The sequence below is a fragment of the Pseudoalteromonas sp. 0802 genome (genome assembly GCF_013350085.1).
Classification (GTDB): domain Bacteria; phylum Pseudomonadota; class Gammaproteobacteria; order Enterobacterales; family Alteromonadaceae; genus Pseudoalteromonas.
On record NZ_JABVXE010000001.1, the window covers coordinates 105094 to 123645 of the forward strand.

Annotated in this window: 18 protein-coding genes and 3 tRNA genes; 19 read left to right on the plus strand and 2 right to left on the minus strand. The window is 40.6% G+C overall.

Features of this window, described 5'->3' with window-relative positions; translation table 11 throughout:
• The first annotated feature begins 157 nt into the window (after positions 1–157).
• From HUS61_RS00515 to HUS61_RS00540, 6 genes are all read left to right on the plus strand, one after another.
• Positions 158–1480 carry an AarF/ABC1/UbiB kinase family protein gene (locus HUS61_RS00515; protein ID WP_175081783.1) on the plus strand — a complete coding sequence of 441 codons (1323 nt, stop codon included), beginning with the start codon at positions 158–160 and terminating at the stop codon, positions 1478–1480.
• A gap of 1546 nt (positions 1481–3026) precedes the next feature.
• On the plus strand, positions 3027–3653 hold the full coding sequence (locus tag HUS61_RS00520; protein ID WP_175081784.1) for a suppressor of fused domain protein: 627 nt from the start codon (positions 3027–3029) through the stop codon (positions 3651–3653).
• Positions 3654–3770: 117 nt separating this feature from the next.
• Positions 3771–4157, plus strand: coding sequence for a hypothetical protein (locus tag HUS61_RS00525; protein ID WP_282658743.1), 387 nt, complete (start codon positions 3771–3773; stop codon positions 4155–4157).
• A 115-nt stretch (positions 4158–4272) separates the two neighbouring features.
• A complete protein-coding gene (locus HUS61_RS00530; RefSeq protein WP_175081786.1) occupies positions 4273–4845 on the plus strand; it encodes a hypothetical protein in 573 nt (190 codons plus the stop codon).
• A gap of 113 nt (positions 4846–4958) precedes the next feature.
• Positions 4959–5417 (plus strand): hypothetical protein, encoded by a 459-nt coding sequence (locus HUS61_RS00535; RefSeq protein WP_175081787.1) that lies wholly within the window; start codon positions 4959–4961, stop codon positions 5415–5417.
• Positions 5418–5524: 107 nt separating this feature from the next.
• Complete coding sequence (locus tag HUS61_RS00540) at positions 5525–6058, plus strand: hypothetical protein (protein ID WP_175081788.1); 534 nt, start codon at positions 5525–5527, stop codon at positions 6056–6058.
• A gap of 52 nt (positions 6059–6110) precedes the next feature.
• Here the strand turns inward: HUS61_RS00540 and HUS61_RS00545 are convergent.
• Both HUS61_RS00545 and HUS61_RS00550 read right to left on the minus strand, forming a co-directional pair.
• Positions 6111–6187: transfer RNA gene (locus HUS61_RS00545), tRNA-Pro, on the minus strand.
• A gap of 105 nt (positions 6188–6292) precedes the next feature.
• Positions 6293–6910, minus strand: coding sequence for an arylesterase (locus tag HUS61_RS00550; protein WP_175081789.1), 618 nt, complete (start codon positions 6908–6910; stop codon positions 6293–6295).
• On the opposite strand from HUS61_RS00550, the gene HUS61_RS00555 reads away from it, so the two are divergent.
• The 13 genes from HUS61_RS00555 (at position 6911) to HUS61_RS00615 (ending at position 18546) form a co-directional block, all read left to right on the plus strand.
• Complete coding sequence (locus tag HUS61_RS00555) at positions 6911–7630, plus strand: ABC transporter ATP-binding protein (protein ID WP_054561283.1); 720 nt, start codon at positions 6911–6913, stop codon at positions 7628–7630. It abuts the gene before it with no gap.
• Entirely contained in the window at positions 7620–10121 is a 2502-nt protein-coding gene (locus HUS61_RS00560; RefSeq protein ID WP_175081790.1) for an ABC transporter permease, read from the plus strand. The genes HUS61_RS00555 and HUS61_RS00560 overlap by 11 nt, the downstream gene beginning before the upstream one ends.
• Before the next feature lie 138 nt (positions 10122–10259).
• The gene (ruvC, locus tag HUS61_RS00565) at positions 10260–10784 is read left to right on the plus strand and encodes a crossover junction endodeoxyribonuclease RuvC (protein WP_054561285.1); all 525 of its coding nucleotides are present in this window, start codon (positions 10260–10262) and stop codon (positions 10782–10784) included.
• 1 nt (position 10785) lies between these two features.
• Positions 10786–11406, plus strand: a complete 621-nt coding sequence (gene ruvA / locus HUS61_RS00570; protein WP_175081791.1) for a Holliday junction branch migration protein RuvA — start codon at positions 10786–10788, stop codon at positions 11404–11406.
• Between the two features lie 7 nt (positions 11407–11413).
• Entirely contained in the window at positions 11414–12418 is a 1005-nt protein-coding gene (ruvB, locus tag HUS61_RS00575; RefSeq protein ID WP_054553011.1) for a Holliday junction branch migration DNA helicase RuvB, read from the plus strand.
• Between the two features lie 966 nt (positions 12419–13384).
• The gene (gene tolQ, locus HUS61_RS00580; protein WP_054561288.1) at positions 13385–14089 is read left to right on the plus strand and encodes a protein TolQ; all 705 of its coding nucleotides are present in this window, start codon (positions 13385–13387) and stop codon (positions 14087–14089) included.
• Positions 14076–14510, plus strand: a complete 435-nt coding sequence (gene tolR / locus HUS61_RS00585) for a protein TolR (protein ID WP_054561289.1) — start codon at positions 14076–14078, stop codon at positions 14508–14510. Before tolQ ends, tolR begins: the two co-directional genes overlap by 14 nt.
• A 1-nt stretch (position 14511) precedes the next feature.
• Positions 14512–15450 carry a cell envelope integrity protein TolA gene (gene tolA, locus HUS61_RS00590; protein ID WP_054561290.1) on the plus strand — a complete coding sequence of 313 codons (939 nt, stop codon included), beginning with the start codon at positions 14512–14514 and terminating at the stop codon, positions 15448–15450.
• A gap of 9 nt (positions 15451–15459) precedes the next feature.
• Complete coding sequence (gene tolB, locus HUS61_RS00595) at positions 15460–16818, plus strand: Tol-Pal system beta propeller repeat protein TolB (RefSeq protein ID WP_175081792.1); 1359 nt, start codon at positions 15460–15462, stop codon at positions 16816–16818.
• A 34-nt stretch (positions 16819–16852) separates the two neighbouring features.
• Positions 16853–17395, plus strand: coding sequence for a peptidoglycan-associated lipoprotein Pal (pal, locus tag HUS61_RS00600; protein ID WP_054553016.1), 543 nt, complete (start codon positions 16853–16855; stop codon positions 17393–17395).
• Between the two features lie 12 nt (positions 17396–17407).
• Complete coding sequence (gene ybgF / locus HUS61_RS00605; RefSeq protein WP_054561292.1) at positions 17408–18169, plus strand: tol-pal system protein YbgF; 762 nt, start codon at positions 17408–17410, stop codon at positions 18167–18169.
• 168 nt (positions 18170–18337) lie between these two features.
• A tRNA-Lys gene (locus HUS61_RS00610) sits at positions 18338–18413 on the plus strand.
• Positions 18414–18470: 57 nt separating this feature from the next.
• Positions 18471–18546, plus strand: a tRNA-Lys gene (locus HUS61_RS00615).
• The last annotated feature ends 6 nt before the right edge of the window (positions 18547–18552 follow it).

The window sequence follows — 18552 nt, forward strand, 5'->3', positions numbered from 1 at the left end:
CGATTTATTAAGTTGTTAATTTAATCAAAAGCCGCATTGGGAAGCCATGCGGCTTTTTACTTTTCGGCCGAAAAGGTTATAGATAGTAAAAGCTAAAGTGGATCTAAAGCTGAGCAACCAACGTATTCAAAGCATAAAGTTAATAGTGTGAAGCAATATGAGTAATAAACAAAAGTCAGTGCCAACATCACGGTTTTCACGCGCTGCTCGGCTTGGCTCTTTAGCTGGTAAAGTCGCGGGTAATATGCTGTTTGAAGGCACAAAAGCATGGGCGACGGGCAAGCAAACATCACGACAAGAGTTATTGTTACAGCCTAAAAATATTCAGCGCTTTGCAGAGCAGCTTGCAAATCTTCGCGGGGCTGCAATGAAATTGGGGCAGCTGTTATCCATGGATAGTGGTGAATTACTCACTCCTGAACTATCTGCAATTTTAGCAAGGCTGCGTGCAGAAGCGACAGCTATGCCACAAAAGCAGCTAGTTAAAGTAATGCGTGAGCATTGGGGCGATGCGTGGCTAGAGCAATTATCGCATTTTGAACTTAGACCATTTGCTGCGGCATCAATAGGGCAAGTGCATATTTCTTATCGAGAATCGGGCGAAAAGTTAGCAGTTAAAGTGCAATACCCCGGTATTGCAAAAGGCATTGCCAGTGATGTTGATAACTTAGCTTACCTTCTGAAGCTCAGTGGCTTATTACCTAAAGAGGTAGAAATACAGTCTCTTATCGATGAAGCAAAACAACAGCTTATAAACGAAGCTGACTACGAGTTAGAAGCTAATTATTTAAAACGCTACAGAGAGTGTTTAAAGGATGACGACAATTACCTTATTCCAACTGTGGTAGATTCGCTTAGTTCTTCTCAAGTTTTAGTCATGAGCTTTGTTGAGGGACAAGAGCTAGATGAGCTGGCAAGCAGTGAGCAAGCGCTTCGTAATAAAGCGGTTGAACAGTTACTCAGTTTATTCTTACGCGAATTATTTAGCTTTAAACTAGTTCAAACAGATCCAAACTTTGCTAATTATCAATATCAAATCGACAATCAACGCTTAGTGCTTTTAGATTTTGGCGCCACCCGCGAATTACCTCAACATATTAGTGCTGGCTACTTACAGTTATTATCTGCTGCGATTAATAACGACAGAGCAGGCGTTGCAACAGCCGCACAGCAAATTGGCTATTTTCAAAAAGGGCTTGCTCAAGAATATATAGATAATGTCGTTGATATATTTCTACTCGCCTGCGAGCCTTTGCGGTACCAAGGTGAGTATGACTTTGCAAATAGCGACTTACCAAAACGCATTAAAGAACTTGGCCTTAAAATGAGCACCGCTTCAGAGCATTGGCACGCACCACCCGTAGATGCCTTGTTCGTTCACAGAAAACTAGCAGGCCTGTTTTTAATCGCTGCAAAGCTAGGCGCAAAAGTGAATGTGAACAGTATTTTTAAAGAGTTTGAAGTACAGATGGATAAATAATAGAGCGGGAGTTTGGGGTAACTCATTTCTGCCCCAAGACGTGTTTGGCGAATTTCTCAAAAAAGCGGGCTTCGAACGTCCGCAATTGCTTTTCTATTTTGTCAAAATATATTGCTTGCATAGTCAGAAAAACGACCCAATCGCTCGTTTTTATCCTGAGGTAAAAGCGAGAACTCCTAAATTTTAATAACACTGGTAATTAGTTAACAAGTTTGTTAGAAATAATCTAATAAGAAAAACGAGCTACGCTGTGGTAGAAAAACACGCGATTAGCTCGCTATAAACATGTTATACAATCTCGAGGCATAGGTTATTTTAATTAAAGCGATAAAGAGCCAGTTAAACCTTAAACCGTATTATTACGAAAAGTCGGCGAAAGTTGGTACTACCGGGTGCATTGTGGGAGGATTCATAGCTTATTTATTGTTTATGAAATTCGTGCCCATGTTCGGTGTAGATCTTGAGGTCCCACTAAAAGAATATAGCGATCAAATCGTGTATTCGGTTTTTGGTTTTGGAATACTATTAGTATTTTGCTGCATATATTTATTTTGTTCACTTTGCGCAGCAATTTACTTTTTTCCCATGGTTAAAAATGGGAGCCTTGATTCAGAAGATTATTTCAATATTGTTTTCAAAAGTCAGTACCCGACTCATTGGCAGCGAATGTGAAGAACCGAATGTATAACAAACCACTCAAGGCTCTCGCTTCGCTCGCTGGGACGCTAACACATGGGCTGCGTCACTTCGTTCCTAATTTTAGCCCATGCGTTATCGCCCCTTAGTTGGAAGTTATGTTTTAATGGGGGAGTGGTGAACTTAGGAAACTGGGATAGCGCAATTATCAAAAGCCTGTCATGGGTAGCCTTAGGAATAATCGTAATAACTTCGGTTATGGCTTCACTACCTACAACCGCTAGTGATATTGCTGGCTTATTTGTATCAAGTTTACTTTTTCTAGGTGTCTATTTACTTGTATCGTTGGTCGGGTGGCTATGTGTCGGCTTTCCTGTTCATTGGGTAATTTGTAAATATGCAAATGCTTCCTTCAAGATCTATATGGTAGTTAGTATTCTAGTAAGCTTAACGTTGTATTTTGTTCAAAGTCAGGATTCTGTATTATTTGCGCTGACTGCATTGTCCCAAGCAATGATATTTAGGTTCTATGTGTATAAGAAAACCTAACAAGCTGTTTAAGCATGGGACTGCTAAAGCTTGGTTCGATTTCGCTACCTTTGCATTTTAGCCAAACATTAATCAGCCCCTAACTGAGTGTTACTAAGGCCTTTCTTATATAGAGCCGTCCTTCGCCTGTTCGCAATTGCTTTTTTATTTCCTCAAAGTAAAGTGCTTGCATAGTCGTCAGAAAAACGACCCAATAGCTCGTTCTTGTCCTGAGACAAAAGCTAAAGCTCCTGCATTTTAGTAGTATTGGCAATTACTTAAGAAGTTTGTTACAAATGAGTCATTCAGAAAAGCGAGCGATACTGTGGTAGAAAAACGTCTGATTTGCTCGCTATAAACATGTTATAACTAAAGGAAGATTATGAGTCTGCTGGAAGATTCGTGGGAACAAAGAGAAGAACAAGTATATCCTGAATTATTTGGTGGAACTGGAGAAGGCATTTACCCTTTAGATGGATCTCTTTTTAAGAACCAATTTGGTATCGATGACATCGATCCACGATGGTTGCATTTCGGTGTTTTTAAGTGTGCCCCTACCAGCGACAGGAAAACTTGGGTTTATGTTACTTCTGGTATGTCAAATACATGGGAGTCTGATACTCCACAGGAATACTCAGGTTTCGGTACGGAGTTTATCCTTGAAACAGAGGTAGAAAGTGACTGGGCTATCAACATATTACGAAGTTTAGTGGCTTTTAATTTATTGGTTTCTGTTGGGCATTATGGTGAAAAGCCATTAGTTGATTATGGAGACCTTATTCCAATGAAAATAGAACCCAACATTTCTACCCTTATGGTTGTAAAGCCTATCCAGTATTCTGAATACTTCAACTTAGAATCAGGCCGAGTTGACATACTACAAATTACTGGCATCACAGCTCAAGAACATGAATATGCAAAGGCGAATAGTTCAGAAGCATTAGCACTAAAGCTTTTCGAATCAGAAGGCTCTTTTGCATTTAAACCTGAAAGGTTTAGCGTCATTTAGTTATAACAAAAAAGGTAAAAAAGGACACAAAACAACAGTCTTGTGCTCCTTCGTCGCCAATTTTAGCTTGCGATTTTGTACCGTTCGTAAGCGTCACGTTTCAATCGGAGTTTGGTTGTGAAGTATATCATTTTGTTAATAGTAACAATATCTTGCCTTGCAAATGCAGACTCTTGTGTTGTAACCGATGCTGACGAAAAACAATATAACGACCTTCACAGCAACAAAGTAACTATAGAAAGCACTTTAAACAGCTCTAATTACTTCGTTACGATTAATCTTCCTGACAGTATAGAAAATCAGAGTTTGAATGCAGTTTGGCTTGTTTCAGGTAGCATTGAAGAGCCAACATTTATTGCTCCTTTAAAAGTATTTCATGAAGGAGAACAGCTTGTGGCTTGGTATAGTATTGATGCTGGCTTAATACGAAAAGACTATATTGTAGTAGGATTTGGTGGAGATTGCGGTCCAAGTATAGTTAAAGAAGTTATTTATCAACGATAACATAATAAGCCAATTAAGCATGGGACTGCTAAAGCTTGGCTCAGTTCCGCTTCACATCACAAGTTTAGCCAAGCATATATCAACCCCTACTTGGGGCTTGTATGGCTAGGGAAGTATGCAGAAAATTTTAGTTTTATTAGTGTTTTTAGTTTCCTGCATTGTAAGAGCAGAAACCGATCCTTGTGAGTCAAACCAATACCCAGTTAAATGGAAATCCAATTTAAGCCATCCCGAATCTTTCGAGTTACCTGCTATTTTCTATAAAACTAACAACTCAAAAGTTATTGTCTCTGCTTCAAAAGCAATAAACTTTGTTGAGAAAAATATGGCAACTCATAAACCTTATTTAAAAAATGCAAAAGCATTCATAATTCGTAGCTTGTCTGAATTACCCAAAAACAAACTTGTTGATCATTCAAGTCTTTGGATACCAACTGAAGGATTGCAAGGGCAAGAATTAAATAAAGCAATTCATGTAATGGCAGGTTACCAAGGTCTATTCGAAGGCTTATTATTAAACAATGAAGCATCGATAAGTATTAATGAAAAATTGATTACCTCATCTAATACGGTTTATATGATTGGTAAAGACCCAGAACCTGTCCATGGTTTGGATTATATCCATAAACTTGTTGTTTCAAGCTCTAATAACATAGTATTTTCTAAATGTTGGCTTGACAGCAAATAGTCATATAACAAGTTACTCAAAAGAACGCAAAATGCTTGGCTTGCGCTCCTTCGTTTCTAATTTTAGCCAAGCTTTATCCGCCCTCTATGCGGCGTTAGGGTTACAATCAGGCAATGAAGTGGACTGAACCTTGGGTTAAATCAATCCAAAATCAAGAAAGATATAGCCTCATTTCAAAAGGGGTCTTAATCAGCTGCCTTATTTGGACGTTGTTTTTCGTTTTTTTGGCACTTGTAAGTTTGTTGACTAAAGATGACTTTATCAATCATCTAGCTAAAACCATTTGGATTGCGCCTGTAGGAGGTTTCATTTTAGCTTGGGGCATGTATACGATCAGGTGGCTGTCACCAGTTAAAATTGATTCCGGCCCCAAAGGTATTATTAGAATCAAAGCAGATAATATAACTTCGATACCTTGGGAGCTGATATCTTCGTATACGTTTATTGTTGACGGCATAGTTTTTAAGTTTACGGATGATAGTGAAATTACATTTTTATTACCGAAAGATATAGATCGAGATTTAATAGCAAAAGAACTTGAAGCACACTCAATCAAAAAAGGTGTTTTATAACCTTAACAAGGTAATTAAATCAAACACAAAAGATAAGGCAGTGTCCGCTCCAAATTGTAGCCTGCCATTTTGTTCAGTTTATCAAGGCGTTAGGCATCAAGGAAAGTATGGACGATAATATTAAGGTCGGAGATTGGGTCAGAAGCTATGGTTCAGGGATATGGAGAGTTCATCGAATTCTAGAACTCAATGATTTTGATATTCAAAGTCAAACTAACAAACCTAGAACTGTTGTTTTCTCTTCACGCTTTGTAAACGACGCTTATAAGCGATCTTTTGCAACAGAATGCTGTGATTCAACATTTGTTTATCATTTGCAACAAGCCGAGCGAGATGAACTCGATTCATTTATCAATCAGAATATTGATTTATATACTAAATTCAATGCTTATAAACCAAAACCCATTAACGCTATCTACAACGCAAAAATAAAAATTCCAGTTTCAAAAAGTAAATCAGAGTTGGAAGATCTCTTAATTAGTTACCAATCATTATTTTTAGAGCAACTCTTTTGTCAGTTGCATTCTTCAGGTTTAGCATCAAGTGATAACAAAGGTTGGACGGCACAATTTGTAGCTAAAGATCATGAAGCTGTTGATGCTAAATTAGTGTATAGCTTTTCAACGTTATTAACGTTTTAGATCTTATAAAAGTAAGGGTTTTATGTAAATGTTTGATAGGGATAAGGAAACATGGTCGGCATAGCAGGATTTGAACCTGCGACCCCTGACACCCCATGACAGTGCGCTACCAAGCTGCGCTATATGCCGACGTTGCAAGCCATAGTACGGCTTTTTTTATAAAAATCAATATCTCCGCTGTTCGATTGCTTGTTAATTGTTCAGGCAATCGGTATTAAATCAATGGGCTAGAGGTTAATCTAGCCAATCGTTGATCGTTTGGTACATAAAGTCTCGTATTAATGGTTGAGCATCGGCATTTGGGTGCAGGTTATCGTTTTGCATAAGTTCTGGACGGCCTGCAATGCTAAGCATGAAAAAGGGCATGAGCTCAGAATCTGTTTCATCGGCAATGGTTTTAAAGCTATCGGTGAAAAGTTTGGTATAACGCGGGCCATAGTTAGGTGGAATTTGCACTTCCATTACGGCGGTTTTCGCCCCGATTTGTTGGCTTTTTGTTATTAAATCACGTAGGTTAGCTTGTAGGCGTTTAATAGGGAAACCTCGTAAACCATCGTTTCCGCCAAGCTCAATGAGTACATGAGTGGGTTCAAATTCGCTCAGTAACGCGTCGAGTCGTCTTAGGGCACCGCCTGTGGTTTCACCGCTAATACTGGCGTTTACTAGGTATACAGATTGGTCTTTTTCATCGTACTTATCTTGTAACAATTTAACCCAGCCTTGCTCTTGTTTAAGACCGTAAGCGGCGCTTAAACTGTCACCTAAAATTAAAATTGTGTTGTCAGCTGCTGCCGTAAGTGGTTTGATTACTAACAGTAAAACGAATATAAAACGTAGGATTGGATGCATCATATGTCAGCGCTTTCTCAATTAAACATCATTCAAGTTAAAGGACTTTCTAAAACGGTCACCACGGTTGAGGGCGACCTGACCATCCTCAGTGACATCAGCTTTAATGTCAAGTCGGGCGACTCAGTTGCTGTAGTAGGCACTTCTGGTTCGGGTAAGTCTACTTTATTAAGTTTATTAGCAGGCCTTGACCAATCAACTGGCGGCAGTATTCATTTAGACGGAGCTGCATTACACGAATTAGATGAAGAAGCACGCGCAGCACTTCGCGCTGAAAAAGTAGGTTTTGTATTTCAGTCTTTCATGCTTGTACAAAGCTTAACAGCCCTTGAAAACGTAATGCTTCCTGCTGAACTTGCGGGTAGCAAAGACGCTAAGCAGCAAGCACTTGAGCTACTAGAAAAAGTAGGTTTGAGCCATCGCGTGGGTCATTACCCATCGCAATTATCTGGCGGTGAGCAGCAACGTGTAGCAATTGCTCGTGCATTTATTGGTACACCGAAAATTTTATTCGCCGATGAACCGTCAGCGAACCTAGATAGCAAAAACGGTAAGTTAATTGAGTCTTTATTATTTGAACTAAATAAAGAGCACGGCACGACACTCATTTTAGTAACCCATGATGAGCAGCTAGCACAAAAGTGTCAGCAGATTTTACATATTGAAGCAGGGCAGTTAGTTACTGTAAAAGAAAGCGAAGGAGTGCAAGCGAATGTGGGCTAAATTAGCACTAAAACTGTTTTCACGTGAGTTTAAGCGTGGCGAATTAACAGTGATCAGTGCAGCAATAGCCTTAGCTGTACTCACTGTTTTAACACTGTCTATGGTTACCGACCGCATTGGTCAAAGTATTGAAGAAAAAAGCAGTGCTTTTATTGCCGCTGATCGCGTTTTAGCGAGTAACCATGCTTTACCTGCCGAGTTTTTAGATAAAGCCAACCAAGAAAACTTACGCACCGCTAAAATAACCTACTTCGATACCATGTTATTTGCCGGTGACGAAATGCAACTTGGCTCGGTTAAAGCGGTATCAAATACCTATCCGTTAAAAGGCGAGTTAAAAGTTAAAACTAGCCTGACTGACCAACCACAAGTAACAAACGACATTCCAAGCCGTGGTGAAGTATGGTTAAGTGAATCTGTGTTTTATGCGCTTAATATTAAAGTGGGCGATAAAGTAGAGCTTGGCGCTGCTACGTTTACGGCTAGTCATGTTGTAGCTGAAGAGCCAGATGCACCGTTTAATGTGTTTTCAAGCAGCCAACGAATCTTAATTAATGAAGCAGACATTGCTGTTACAGAGGTAATTCAGCCGGGGAGTCGGGTGTTTTACCGTCAACTTTATGCTGGCGACAAAGACAATTTAGATACCTTTTATGCGTGGTTAAAACCACAAATGAAAGAAAACCAACGTTGGTATGGTGTTAAAGACCGCCAGTCACCTATTTCTAATAGTTTAAATCGTGCCGAGAGTTACTTATTGTTAGCTGGTTTGCTAGGCATTATTTTAGCAGCCGTTGCTATTGCGGTATCGGCAAAACGGTATTGTGAGCGTCAGTACGACCCAGTTGCAATGATGAAAACGCTTGGCGGTAGCCGCGCGATGATCCGTAAAATCTATTTATTACATTTGAGCCTTGTGTGTTCAATGTCGGTGATTGTCGGTTTACTGATTGGTTATGGTTTACAAGCGGTTGCGACCGATTATTTGGCACAAACCATGGGCACAGCATTGCCGAGTGCATCGGCAAAGCCTTGGATTATTGCGATCAGCACAGGTGTGATTTGTGCGGTTATGTTTTCAATTAAACCGCTACTCGATTTATTTGATATTCCGCCGCTACGTGTACTTCGCCGTAACTTAGGCGACCGTTTATTAGTAAGTAAAGTGCACCTTACTATGTCGGCGCTTACTGTGTTTTTACTGATGTGGTTATTTAGTAACAACATCAAAATTAGTGCAATTTTGTTCCTTTCGACGGCATTTTTAATTGCGGTGTTATTTGGCTTATCAAAGGTTATTTTTGGTGGTGGCCGCAAACTTGGCTTGAGTCCGGGCAATAGTTGGTCATTGGCGATTGCGTCAATTCAAAAGCGTGCCAATGTGAATGCTGTGCAATTAATTAGCTTTGCTTTGGCTATCAAGCTATTACTGTTTTTAATTGTACTTAAGAACGACATGATTTCCGACTGGCAGTCTCAGCTTCCTGAAAATGCACCTAATTCATTTTTAGTGAACATTACTGAGCAAGAGTTAGATCCTATAACTAGCTTCTTAGCGCAAAACGATATGCCAACGTCTGATTTCTATCCGGTTGTTCGTGGCCGTGTAAACGCCGTAAATGGTGAGTTGGTTGCCCGCGAAGTATCGCAAGAAGACAACGAAAAGAAAGACGAAGAAGCCCGCTCTGGTATTGGCCGTGAGTTAAACCTAACTTGGCGTAAAGACTTGCCTAATCAAAACGAGCTTATCGACGGTGCATGGTTTAGTGAAGACTCAGTAGCCGAGGCGTCGGTAGAAGAGTCGATGCTTGAACGCCTTGATGTACAAATTGGCGATACGCTTACTTTCTTAATTGGTGCGCAGTCGTTTGACGCAAAAATTACCAGTGTACGTAAGGTTAATTGGACCACACTTAAACCTAACTTCTTTATTATTTTGAGCCCTGACGTGCTTTCGAGTTTTCCTGCTACTTATATTTCATCAGTGAATGTAAAAGCAGAGAAAAAACGAGAGTTTAATGAGCTAATGCGTCAATACCCAACGGTTAACGTGATAGATGTTGAGAGTTTCATTAAACAAATTCGCTCAACCATAGAGCAAGTATCGCTAGCGATTGGCTTTGTACTAGCGATTGTGGTTGCCTGTGGCGCTTTAGTACTTATTTCACAAGTGCAAGCAAGTTTAGGCGAGCGAATGCAAGAGATTGTCATTTTGCGAACTTTAGGTGCGAAAGGGCGCTTAATTAAAAATGCCACCTTATATGAGTTTTTACTATTAGGCGTTACTGCAGGTTTAGTGGCAGCCATAGTCAGTGACATTGCTCTGTTAATAGTGCAAAAACAAATGTTCGATCTATCAGGGAAGTTTCACCCTCATATTTGGGTGATTGGCCCAGCAGTCGGTGGCTTATTTGTGGCATGTTTAGGCTATTTGATGATAGCGCGAACAATGCGAAAAAATACCCAAGGCTTATTACGCTCGCTCGCGTAAGTGTCTTACTTAAAGGTTGACTATAAAATGCTCGCAATTGCGGGCATTTTTTATGAATTGCAATTGGTTACTGGTAATTTATACAGTGCTCTGGCATTATTAAGCGCAGATAATAATGATAATAGACGGGTCAGTTAGTTGGCGATTATTTTAGGGATTGATCCTGGTTCACGATTAACAGGGTACGGCGTGATTGCTCACCAAGGTGCTAAGTTCACTTATTTAGGTAGTGGCTGCATTAAATTGGCCGATCACGATTTTCCGGTACGCTTAAAAATGATTTACCAAGGGATCAGTCAATTGGTAGAGCAATTCTCACCAGACAGTTTTGCTATCGAAAAAGTGTTTATGGCACACAACCCAGACTCAGCGCTTAAGCTCGGTCAAGCACGTGGCGCTGCTATCGTTGGCGCTTCAATGGCAGAGCTGCCAGTTTATGAATATTCAGCTCGGCAAATCAAGCAGGCCGTTGTAGGCAATGGCGGCGCCGATAAGTCTCAAGTTCAGCATATGGTTAAAAACATTTTAAAGCTGCCAGGTACCCCTCAAGCCGATGCCGCAGATGCCTTGGCAATTGCTATTTGTCATGCACACTCAGAACAAAATTTAATAAAACTTGCGGGCAGTGCGAGCAAAACCGTAAGAGGACGATTAAGGAAGTAATATGATTGGTCGATTAAATGGCTTACTTGTTGAAAAGCAGCCACCAGAAATTCTTATTGAAGTAAGTGGTGTAGGCTACGAAGTACAAATGCCCATGACTTGCTTTTATGATTTACCGGCAGTGGGTGAGCAAGCGGTTATTTATACCCATTTTGTGGTACGTGAAGATGCCCAGCTATTATTTGGCTTTAACAACAAAACCGAACGCGCTTTATTTAGAGAGCTTTTAAAAGCCAATGGTGTTGGACCAAAACTTGGTCTAGCTATTTTATCGGGTATGTCGGCGCAGCAATTTGTAAGTTGTGTTAATAATGAAGATGCAACAACACTGGTTAAACTGCCGGGTGTTGGTAAAAAAACGGCTGAGCGTTTAGTGCTCGAAATGAAAGACAGACTCAAAGATTGGGGTAATGACTTATTTACGCCATTTAGCGATAATGCCGTCATTGAGCCATCAAGTGATGATACCCTAGTGGCAAATAATGCTGCCGATGACGCTGTATCAGCACTAGTGGCATTAGGCTATAAGCTACCGCAAGCACAAAAGGCGGTTAAAACAGTGAACAAATCAGATATGACGACCGAGGTTCTAATTAAAGAAGCTCTAAAATCAATGTTGTGAGTAAACCATGATTGAAGCAGATCGCTTAATAGATGCGAGTGAACAAAGTAACGAAGACAGTGTTGATCGTGCCATACGACCAAAGCTGTTAACCGATTACACAGGCCAGCCGCATGTTAAGCAACAAATGGAAATTTTTATCGAGGCAGCTCGCCACCGTGGCGAAGCGCTGGATCATTTATTAATATTTGGTCCACCGGGTCTTGGTAAAACCACACTTGCAAACATTGTAGCCAACGAGCTTAACGTTAATATTAAAACAACGTCGGGGCCAGTACTCGAAAAAGCAGGCGATTTAGCCGCACTTTTAACGAACCTTGAAGAAGGCGACGTACTGTTTATTGACGAAATACATCGCTTGAGCCCGCAAGTCGAAGAGATTTTGTATCCCGCAATGGAAGATTATCAGCTGGATATAATGATAGGTGAGGGCCCCGCAGCACGCTCTATAAAGCTTGATTTGCCACCATTTACTCTAATAGGCGCAACAACGCGTGCCGGCTCACTCACCTCACCACTTAGAGACCGTTTTGGTATTGTTCAGCGATTAGAGTTTTATTCTGTTGAAGACTTATCAAAAATTGTTGCGCGCTCAGCAAGCTTTTTAGACTTAACCATGTGTGATGAAGGTGCAACCGAAATCGCCAAGCGTTCACGCGGTACACCGCGCATAGCAAACCGTTTATTACGCCGCGTTCGTGATTACACCCAAGTGAAATCAGACGGTAAAGTGAATGCCACAGTTGCAGAGCAAGCCCTCGATATGATTGATGTTGATAAAAGTGGTTTTGACTACATGGATAGAAAATACTTGCTAGCTATTATCGAAAAATTTATGGGCGGCCCAGTTGGCCTTGATAACCTAGCGGCTGCCATTGGCGAAGAAAAAGAAACCATTGAAGATGTGATAGAGCCGTTTTTAATTCAACAAGGCTTTATTCAGCGTACCCCCCGCGGACGACTCGTTTCAGACATTGCTTATTTACACTTTGGACTAACGCCAGAGAAATAACTAAAACCCCGCGAAGCGGGGTTTTTTGTAGTTAGACATTAGAAGTTAGACATTAGAAGTTAGATTTCAGTTGATCGAGAGGGTGGTTTTATTTTTTTTTGTAATTAAACATAAAGCTTGCTATCGATGAAATTGGTTTTACTTTGTTCTAACCACTAACCACTAACCACTAACCCTAGATTGTTGTCTCATTTTAACATCTGTAATTCACATGCTGTTAAGTTATCGGTAGGTATTCTCATTGGCGTTTGTGTAGGCAAAAAAAAGCCCGCATAAGGATGCGGGCAAACAACAAGTTGAAGGAAGTAATCCAGGGAACTACGGTCTACTTGAATAAGGTTTTATCCCGATTTAAGTAAACCTAGAGCAATACGAAACTTCATATTGCTAAAAACGGAGCTTGATGAAAGAAACTTTCATGAGGTTGCTAGCTCGGTATAGGTAAATAATACGCAATGATGGATTTTTCTTCAAACTAGAAAAATTTTATTTTCAGATAAAAAAAACTAATGTGAGCTAAAAATTGAATTGTTTTCTTTTTGTTCACTTTGTAACTATTTTGTTTTTAACCTTCTGAATAAAAGGGTTTTTATAATTTTTGTGATCTTTATTCAGGATTAGTTTAAGTATTCTGTAGTAGATTTTCAAAAGTGCTTTTGGGTGTTTATGCGTAATTTATGAATAAACGTCGTGTTTTTGACTGTTTTGGTTGCTTTTGAGAGCTATTCTAGTGACTTATTATTAAGGTGAAAATATGCGTAAATGTGTTGATAAAACCTAATATGGCTAAAAAATAACTAAGTAAATTGCTTTTTACCGTTATTTGCCGCTAATTCACAGCAAGAGCGTTGTCAGTTTATAACTGACTAGATACACTAGATGTAACTTTTGGCCATGATTGTGGTCAATAAATGCAAGTGTAAAAAATATAACAAATTACATAGAAATCTATTTTAGGAGTTTAACGTGGGATCAGGGCTTAACTTTTTAGATCTTATTCTAGAAGCCAGTGTACTTGTCCAGCTAGTAATGTTGGCATTAGTCGGTATGTCGGTAATGTCATGGGCAATTATTTTTCAACGTAAAAAAGCGATTTCTGATGCACTTAATGGCGCTAAGCGTTTTGAGCAAAAGTTTTGGTCAGGTATTGATTTAAGTAAATTATATAACGAAGTATCTGCTCGTCCTGGTGGTGCATCAGGTGTTGAAGCATTATTCGTTGCAGGATTTAAAGAGTTTGCACGTCATAAGAAAAATACATTTCAAAGTGCAGGCATCGTAATGGAAGGCACACATCGTTCAATGCGTGTTGCGCTGTCGCGCGAAGTTGAAAAGCTTGAGTCTAGTTTATCGTTTTTAGCAACAGTGGGTTCAATTAGTCCTTACATCGGTCTGTTTGGTACGGTATGGGGTATCATGAACGCATTCATCGCGTTAGGTGAAGTTAAACAAGCAACGCTACAAATGGTAGCGCCAGGTATCGCCGAAGCGCTGATTGCAACTGCAATGGGCTTATTTGCTGCAATCCCTGCTGTAATTGCTTACAACCGTTTTGCTAATAAAGTAGAAAAGCTTGAAGGTAATTACATTAACTTCATGGAAGAATTCGCCAATATTTTACACCGCCAAGCAGCTGCGCAAATAGAGGCTAAAGCGAATGTATCAGCGTAAGAAACGTCGCCCTGTAGGTGAAATAAACGTAGTACCTTACATTGATGTAATGTTGGTACTACTAATTATATTTATGGCAACTGCGCCACTTATTACCCATGGCGTAAAAGTGGACTTGCCGAAAATGGAAGAATCGGATTTAGTTGATACCAAAGATACACCGCCTATCATTGCGTCAATTGATGCTGAAGGTAAGTACTATGTAAGTATTGGTACTGACCCAGAAGCACCAATGGAAGCGCTGGATGTTGCGGCGGTAATTAAACTTCAACTGCAAAAAAATCCAGATACACCTGTGATGATTAAAGGTTCTGGCCGTGTTTCTTATCAAGAAGTACTGCTACTTATGGACTTTTTGAAAAATGCTGGTGTGCCTTCAGTGGGTCTTATGACCGAATCATTCGAGGGGACGAAAGGCTAGTATGGGTGCATCAGTAGTAAAATCGGTTCTTTTGCACCTTGCAATAGCAGGTTTATTAGTAGCAACAGCTAATTTTCATATGCCAGCGCCTAAGGTGATGGAAGTAACGCTGAACCCTGCTTTACCAGAGCCTGAAAAAGCCGTTGCCGCAGTAACGGTTGATCAGCAAAAGGTTGAGCAGAAAATTGCCGAGCTTAAAAAGCAAGAAGAAGCAAAAAAACGAGCCGAAGCAAAACGTATTCGTGACCTTGAGCGCCGTGCAAATGATGCACGTAAGCAACGTGAAGCTGAAGACAGACGCCTTAAAAAGCTAGAGCAGCAACGCCGCGCGAAAGAGAAAGAAAAAGCAGAAGCAGAAGCACAAGCGAAGAAAGCACGTGAAATTCAAGAGAAAGAACGAGCTAAAGCGCAACAGGCTGAAAAGCAAAAGCAAGAAGCTGAAGCCGCAGCGAAAGCTGCAGCTGAAAAACGTAAAGCTGAAGAAGAAGCGTTAAAGAAAGCGGAAGAAGAGCGTAAGCGTAAAGCTGCCGAAGCTGAAGCTGAACGTAAACGCAAAGAAGCTGAAGCAGAGCGTAAACGCCAGCAAGCATTGCAAGAGCAAATGCTACAAGAACAATTAGCTGCTGAGCAGGCTGCACGTAATAAAGTGCGCCAGCAACAAGTAGTGGGCGAAGTTGAAAAATATAAAGCGTTAATTATGGCGCGCATTCAACAAAACTTCTTAAAAGATGAGAAGATGAAAGGTAAAGAATGTCGTCTTAATATTCGTCTTGGTTTTAATGGCTTAGTGACTCAAGTAAAATCACTGGGCGGAGATACCTTGGTATGTGAAGCTGCAATGCGCGCGGTGCGTATGGCAGACACACTTCCAGTATCACCAGACCGTGAAGTATTTGAGCAACTTAAAAATATTAATTTAACAATAGCGCCTCAATTTTAAAGGAATGATATGTTTAACCAGATAAAAACAGCATGTTTTATTGTATTACTGGGCTTTCATGGCATTGCCAGTGCTGCACTAGAAATTGTGATCACCGACGGTATTGACGGTGCACGTCCAATTGCGATTGTACCTTTCCAGTACAATGGTGTAGGAACTATCCCTGAAAAATTAAGCTCAGTGATTGCAGCTGACTTAATGCGTAGTGGTAAGTTTAAGCCAATTGACGTGAACACAATGCCGCAGCTTCCAGCTACTGACACCGACGTTGATTACGGCGCTTGGGTTAATAAAGGCGTTGAAGCGGTTCTTGTAGGCCAAGTCGAGCAGCAAACAAATGGCCGTTACTTAGTTAAGTATGAGCTTATTGATGTTATTCGTGGTCAAATTACCGGTGGCGAAACGCAAATGATGAGCAATGGCCAATTAGTTAAAAGCCAAGATCACATTTTAGACGCACGTGAAAGCGTAATTGCTGAAACAGGTTTTCGTCGTTACGCGCACCGCATTAGTGATGTGGTTTACGAAGCGCTAACCGGTGAAAAAGGTGCATTCTTAACGAAGATTGCTTATGTGATTGTTCGCGAAGAAGAGCCTAAGCCATACCAGCTTGTAGTTGCTGATTACGATGGTTACAACGAGCAAGTGTTACTTCGCTCTAAAGAGCCATTAATGTCACCAGCGTGGTCACCTGACGGTACTAAGCTTGCGTACGTAACATTTGAGAATCGTCAAAGCCAAATTTATATTCAAGATTTATACACAGGTAAACGTGAGCTGATCACAAGTCACCCTGGTATTAATGGTGCACCGCAGTTCTCGCCTGATGGTAAAAAGTTATTATTAGTGCTTTCTAAAGACCGAAATGGTGCAACAGAAGTATATGTTTTAGACCTTGCAACTCGCAAAGAAAGACGCCTTACAAACCACCGTAGTATAGATACTGAACCATCTTGGTTCCCTAATGGACAAGATATTGTGTTTACGTCTGAAAGGGGTGGTAATGCCCAGATTTATAAGTTAAATTTGCAAACTGGTAGGTCAAAACGCATGACGTTTGACGGAGATATGAACCTAGCAGGTTCGGTTTCTCCAGACGGAAAAGAATTAGTGATGGTGAACCGTACTAACGGTCAATACCATCTTGCTAAGAAAGAGCTAGCTACAGGCGCGTTCCAAGTATTAACTAGAACTCGCTTAGATGAATCACCGAGTATCGCTCCAAACGGCTCGATGATTATCTACAGCACGCTTCATAATAATAAACAGGTGTTGGCGTTAGTTTCTATGGACGGTCGCTTTAAAGCACGCTTACCTGTGCTAAACGGACAAGTAAAGGCACCAGCTTGGTCGCCTTATTTACAGTAATTTTACTGGTTTACTCAATATAGGAATCAATTAAATGCAACTTAATAAAACTTTAAAAGGCCTGCTAATTGCTGTGCCAGTGATGACATTAGCGGCGTGTAGCTCTTCTTCAGGTGTTGACGAAGGTGCTGCAAACCAATCTAACCAAGGTATGGTTGAGCAATCAAACAACACTGATACTGTTGAAGTTGCAACGCTTACTCCAGAGCAACAAGCTGAAGAAGCACTTCGTGAAAAATACGAAGCGCTACGTCAAGAGCAAATCATTTACTTTGGTTTTGATAACGCAAAAATCCAAAGCAAATATGCTGAATTATTACAAGCACACGCTGAGTTTTTAGTACAAAACCCTTCAGTTAAAGTACTAATCGAAGGTCACGCAGACGAGCGCGGTACGCCTGAGTACAACATCGCACTAGGTGAGCACCGTGGTCAAGCAGTAGAAAAATACCTACAAAGTTTAGGTGTTTCTGCTAGCCAAATGTCAGTAGTGAGCTATGGTGAAGAGAAGCCAATGGTTAAGTCTCGCACTGAAGAAGCGTTCGCGAAGAACCGTCGCGCAGTATTAGTTTACTAATAAAGAGTCATTATGAAGCCGAAAATTATTTTGGCAGCAATGATCTTAAGCGGGAGCACCCAGTTATGGGCTGCTCCCGCTCCTGTTTCAGAAGCTGCAAGCTCGCAATCGAGCATTGAGAAGCGTTTAGTCGCTTTAGAAAACATGATGAAGTCACGTAATTTATTGCAAGCTGAGCTTCAGCAGCAGCTTAATATTTTACAAGACGAAGTGAGCCAAGTACGTGGTATTACTGAAGAGCAAAGCTATAAGCTTGAAAAAGTACTTCAGCGTCAGCGTGAGCTTTATCAAGAGATTGAGAACCGTGTAAGCCAAGCTTATAGCCAGCCTGCTGCAACACAAACTCAACCTACTAACACTTATACGGATGTGGGTGCATCACAGGCAATCAGTTCAGACTTATCTGAAAACGAAGCCTATGAGCGTGCTGTAGCGTTAATCATGAAAGATAAACGTTATGAGCAAGCAATTCCTGAGTTCCAAACATTCTTAACTACTTATCCTAATTCAGTGTATGCATCTAATGCGCATTATTGGTTAGGCCAGCTGCTAACAATCCAAAACGATCAAGCTGGTGCAACTGAGCACTTTAAAGTTGTTGTGAATGAATACCCTAATTCTAATAAGCGCCCAGATGCGATGTTAAAGTTAGGAAACTTATTAGCGGATCAAGGTTTAGGCGAGCAAGCCCTTAAAACCTTTAATGATTTAATTAATCAGTACCCAAGTACTACCGCTGCTAAATTAGCCACAGAACGTCTGTCGCAAATGTAGATTTGACCTGATTAGACTGCTTTTTGACATAAGCGGTCTAAAATTAGGCAACTAGACATAAAAACTTAAAAAAAGAGATATTTTCTGTTGCACTCAGCATTTAAATAAGTATTATAAGCGCCCGCAGCAGGCGATTGGTAACAACAGCCAAAATGCGGAAAAAAGAGCGGGTCATTAGCTCAGTTGGTAGAGCAGTGGACTTTTAATCCATTGGTCGATGGTTCAAGTCCATCATGACCCACCATTCTTTAGAATGGTTCTTTATCGACGGATTTACGTAGCTTTTTATAAGCATTAGAGCGGGTCATTAGCTCAGTTGGTAGAGCAGTGGACTTTTAATCCATTGGTCGATGGTTCGAGTCCATCATGACCCACCATTCTTT

Bases quoted from the DNA above. Each gene is read 5' to 3' on its own strand.
- ybgF (WP_054561292.1), top strand. From the start codon at position 17,408: ATGAAGCCGAAAATTATTTTGGCAGCAATGATCTTAAGCGGGAGCACC.
- ruvA (WP_175081791.1), top strand. From the start codon at position 10,786: ATGATTGGTCGATTAAATGGCTTACTTGTTGAAAAGCAGCCACCAGAA.
- HUS61_RS00550 (WP_175081789.1), bottom strand. From the start codon at position 6,910: ATGATGCATCCAATCCTACGTTTTATATTCGTTTTACTGTTAGTAATC.
- HUS61_RS00560 (WP_175081790.1), top strand. From the start codon at position 7,620: ATGTGGGCTAAATTAGCACTAAAACTGTTTTCACGTGAGTTTAAGCGT.
- HUS61_RS00515 (WP_175081783.1), top strand. From the start codon at position 158: ATGAGTAATAAACAAAAGTCAGTGCCAACATCACGGTTTTCACGCGCT.
- tolR (WP_054561289.1), top strand. From the start codon at position 14,076: ATGTATCAGCGTAAGAAACGTCGCCCTGTAGGTGAAATAAACGTAGTA.
- HUS61_RS00530 (WP_175081786.1), top strand. From the start codon at position 4,273: ATGCAGAAAATTTTAGTTTTATTAGTGTTTTTAGTTTCCTGCATTGTA.
- HUS61_RS00555 (WP_054561283.1), top strand. From the start codon at position 6,911: ATGTCAGCGCTTTCTCAATTAAACATCATTCAAGTTAAAGGACTTTCT.
- HUS61_RS00520 (WP_175081784.1), top strand. From the start codon at position 3,027: ATGAGTCTGCTGGAAGATTCGTGGGAACAAAGAGAAGAACAAGTATAT.
- HUS61_RS00535 (WP_175081787.1), top strand. From the start codon at position 4,959: ATGAAGTGGACTGAACCTTGGGTTAAATCAATCCAAAATCAAGAAAGA.
- HUS61_RS00540 (WP_175081788.1), top strand. From the start codon at position 5,525: ATGGACGATAATATTAAGGTCGGAGATTGGGTCAGAAGCTATGGTTCA.
- tolB (WP_175081792.1), top strand. From the start codon at position 15,460: ATGTTTAACCAGATAAAAACAGCATGTTTTATTGTATTACTGGGCTTT.
- tolA (WP_054561290.1), top strand. From the start codon at position 14,512: ATGGGTGCATCAGTAGTAAAATCGGTTCTTTTGCACCTTGCAATAGCA.
- pal (WP_054553016.1), top strand. From the start codon at position 16,853: ATGCAACTTAATAAAACTTTAAAAGGCCTGCTAATTGCTGTGCCAGTG.
- ruvB (WP_054553011.1), top strand. From the start codon at position 11,414: ATGATTGAAGCAGATCGCTTAATAGATGCGAGTGAACAAAGTAACGAA.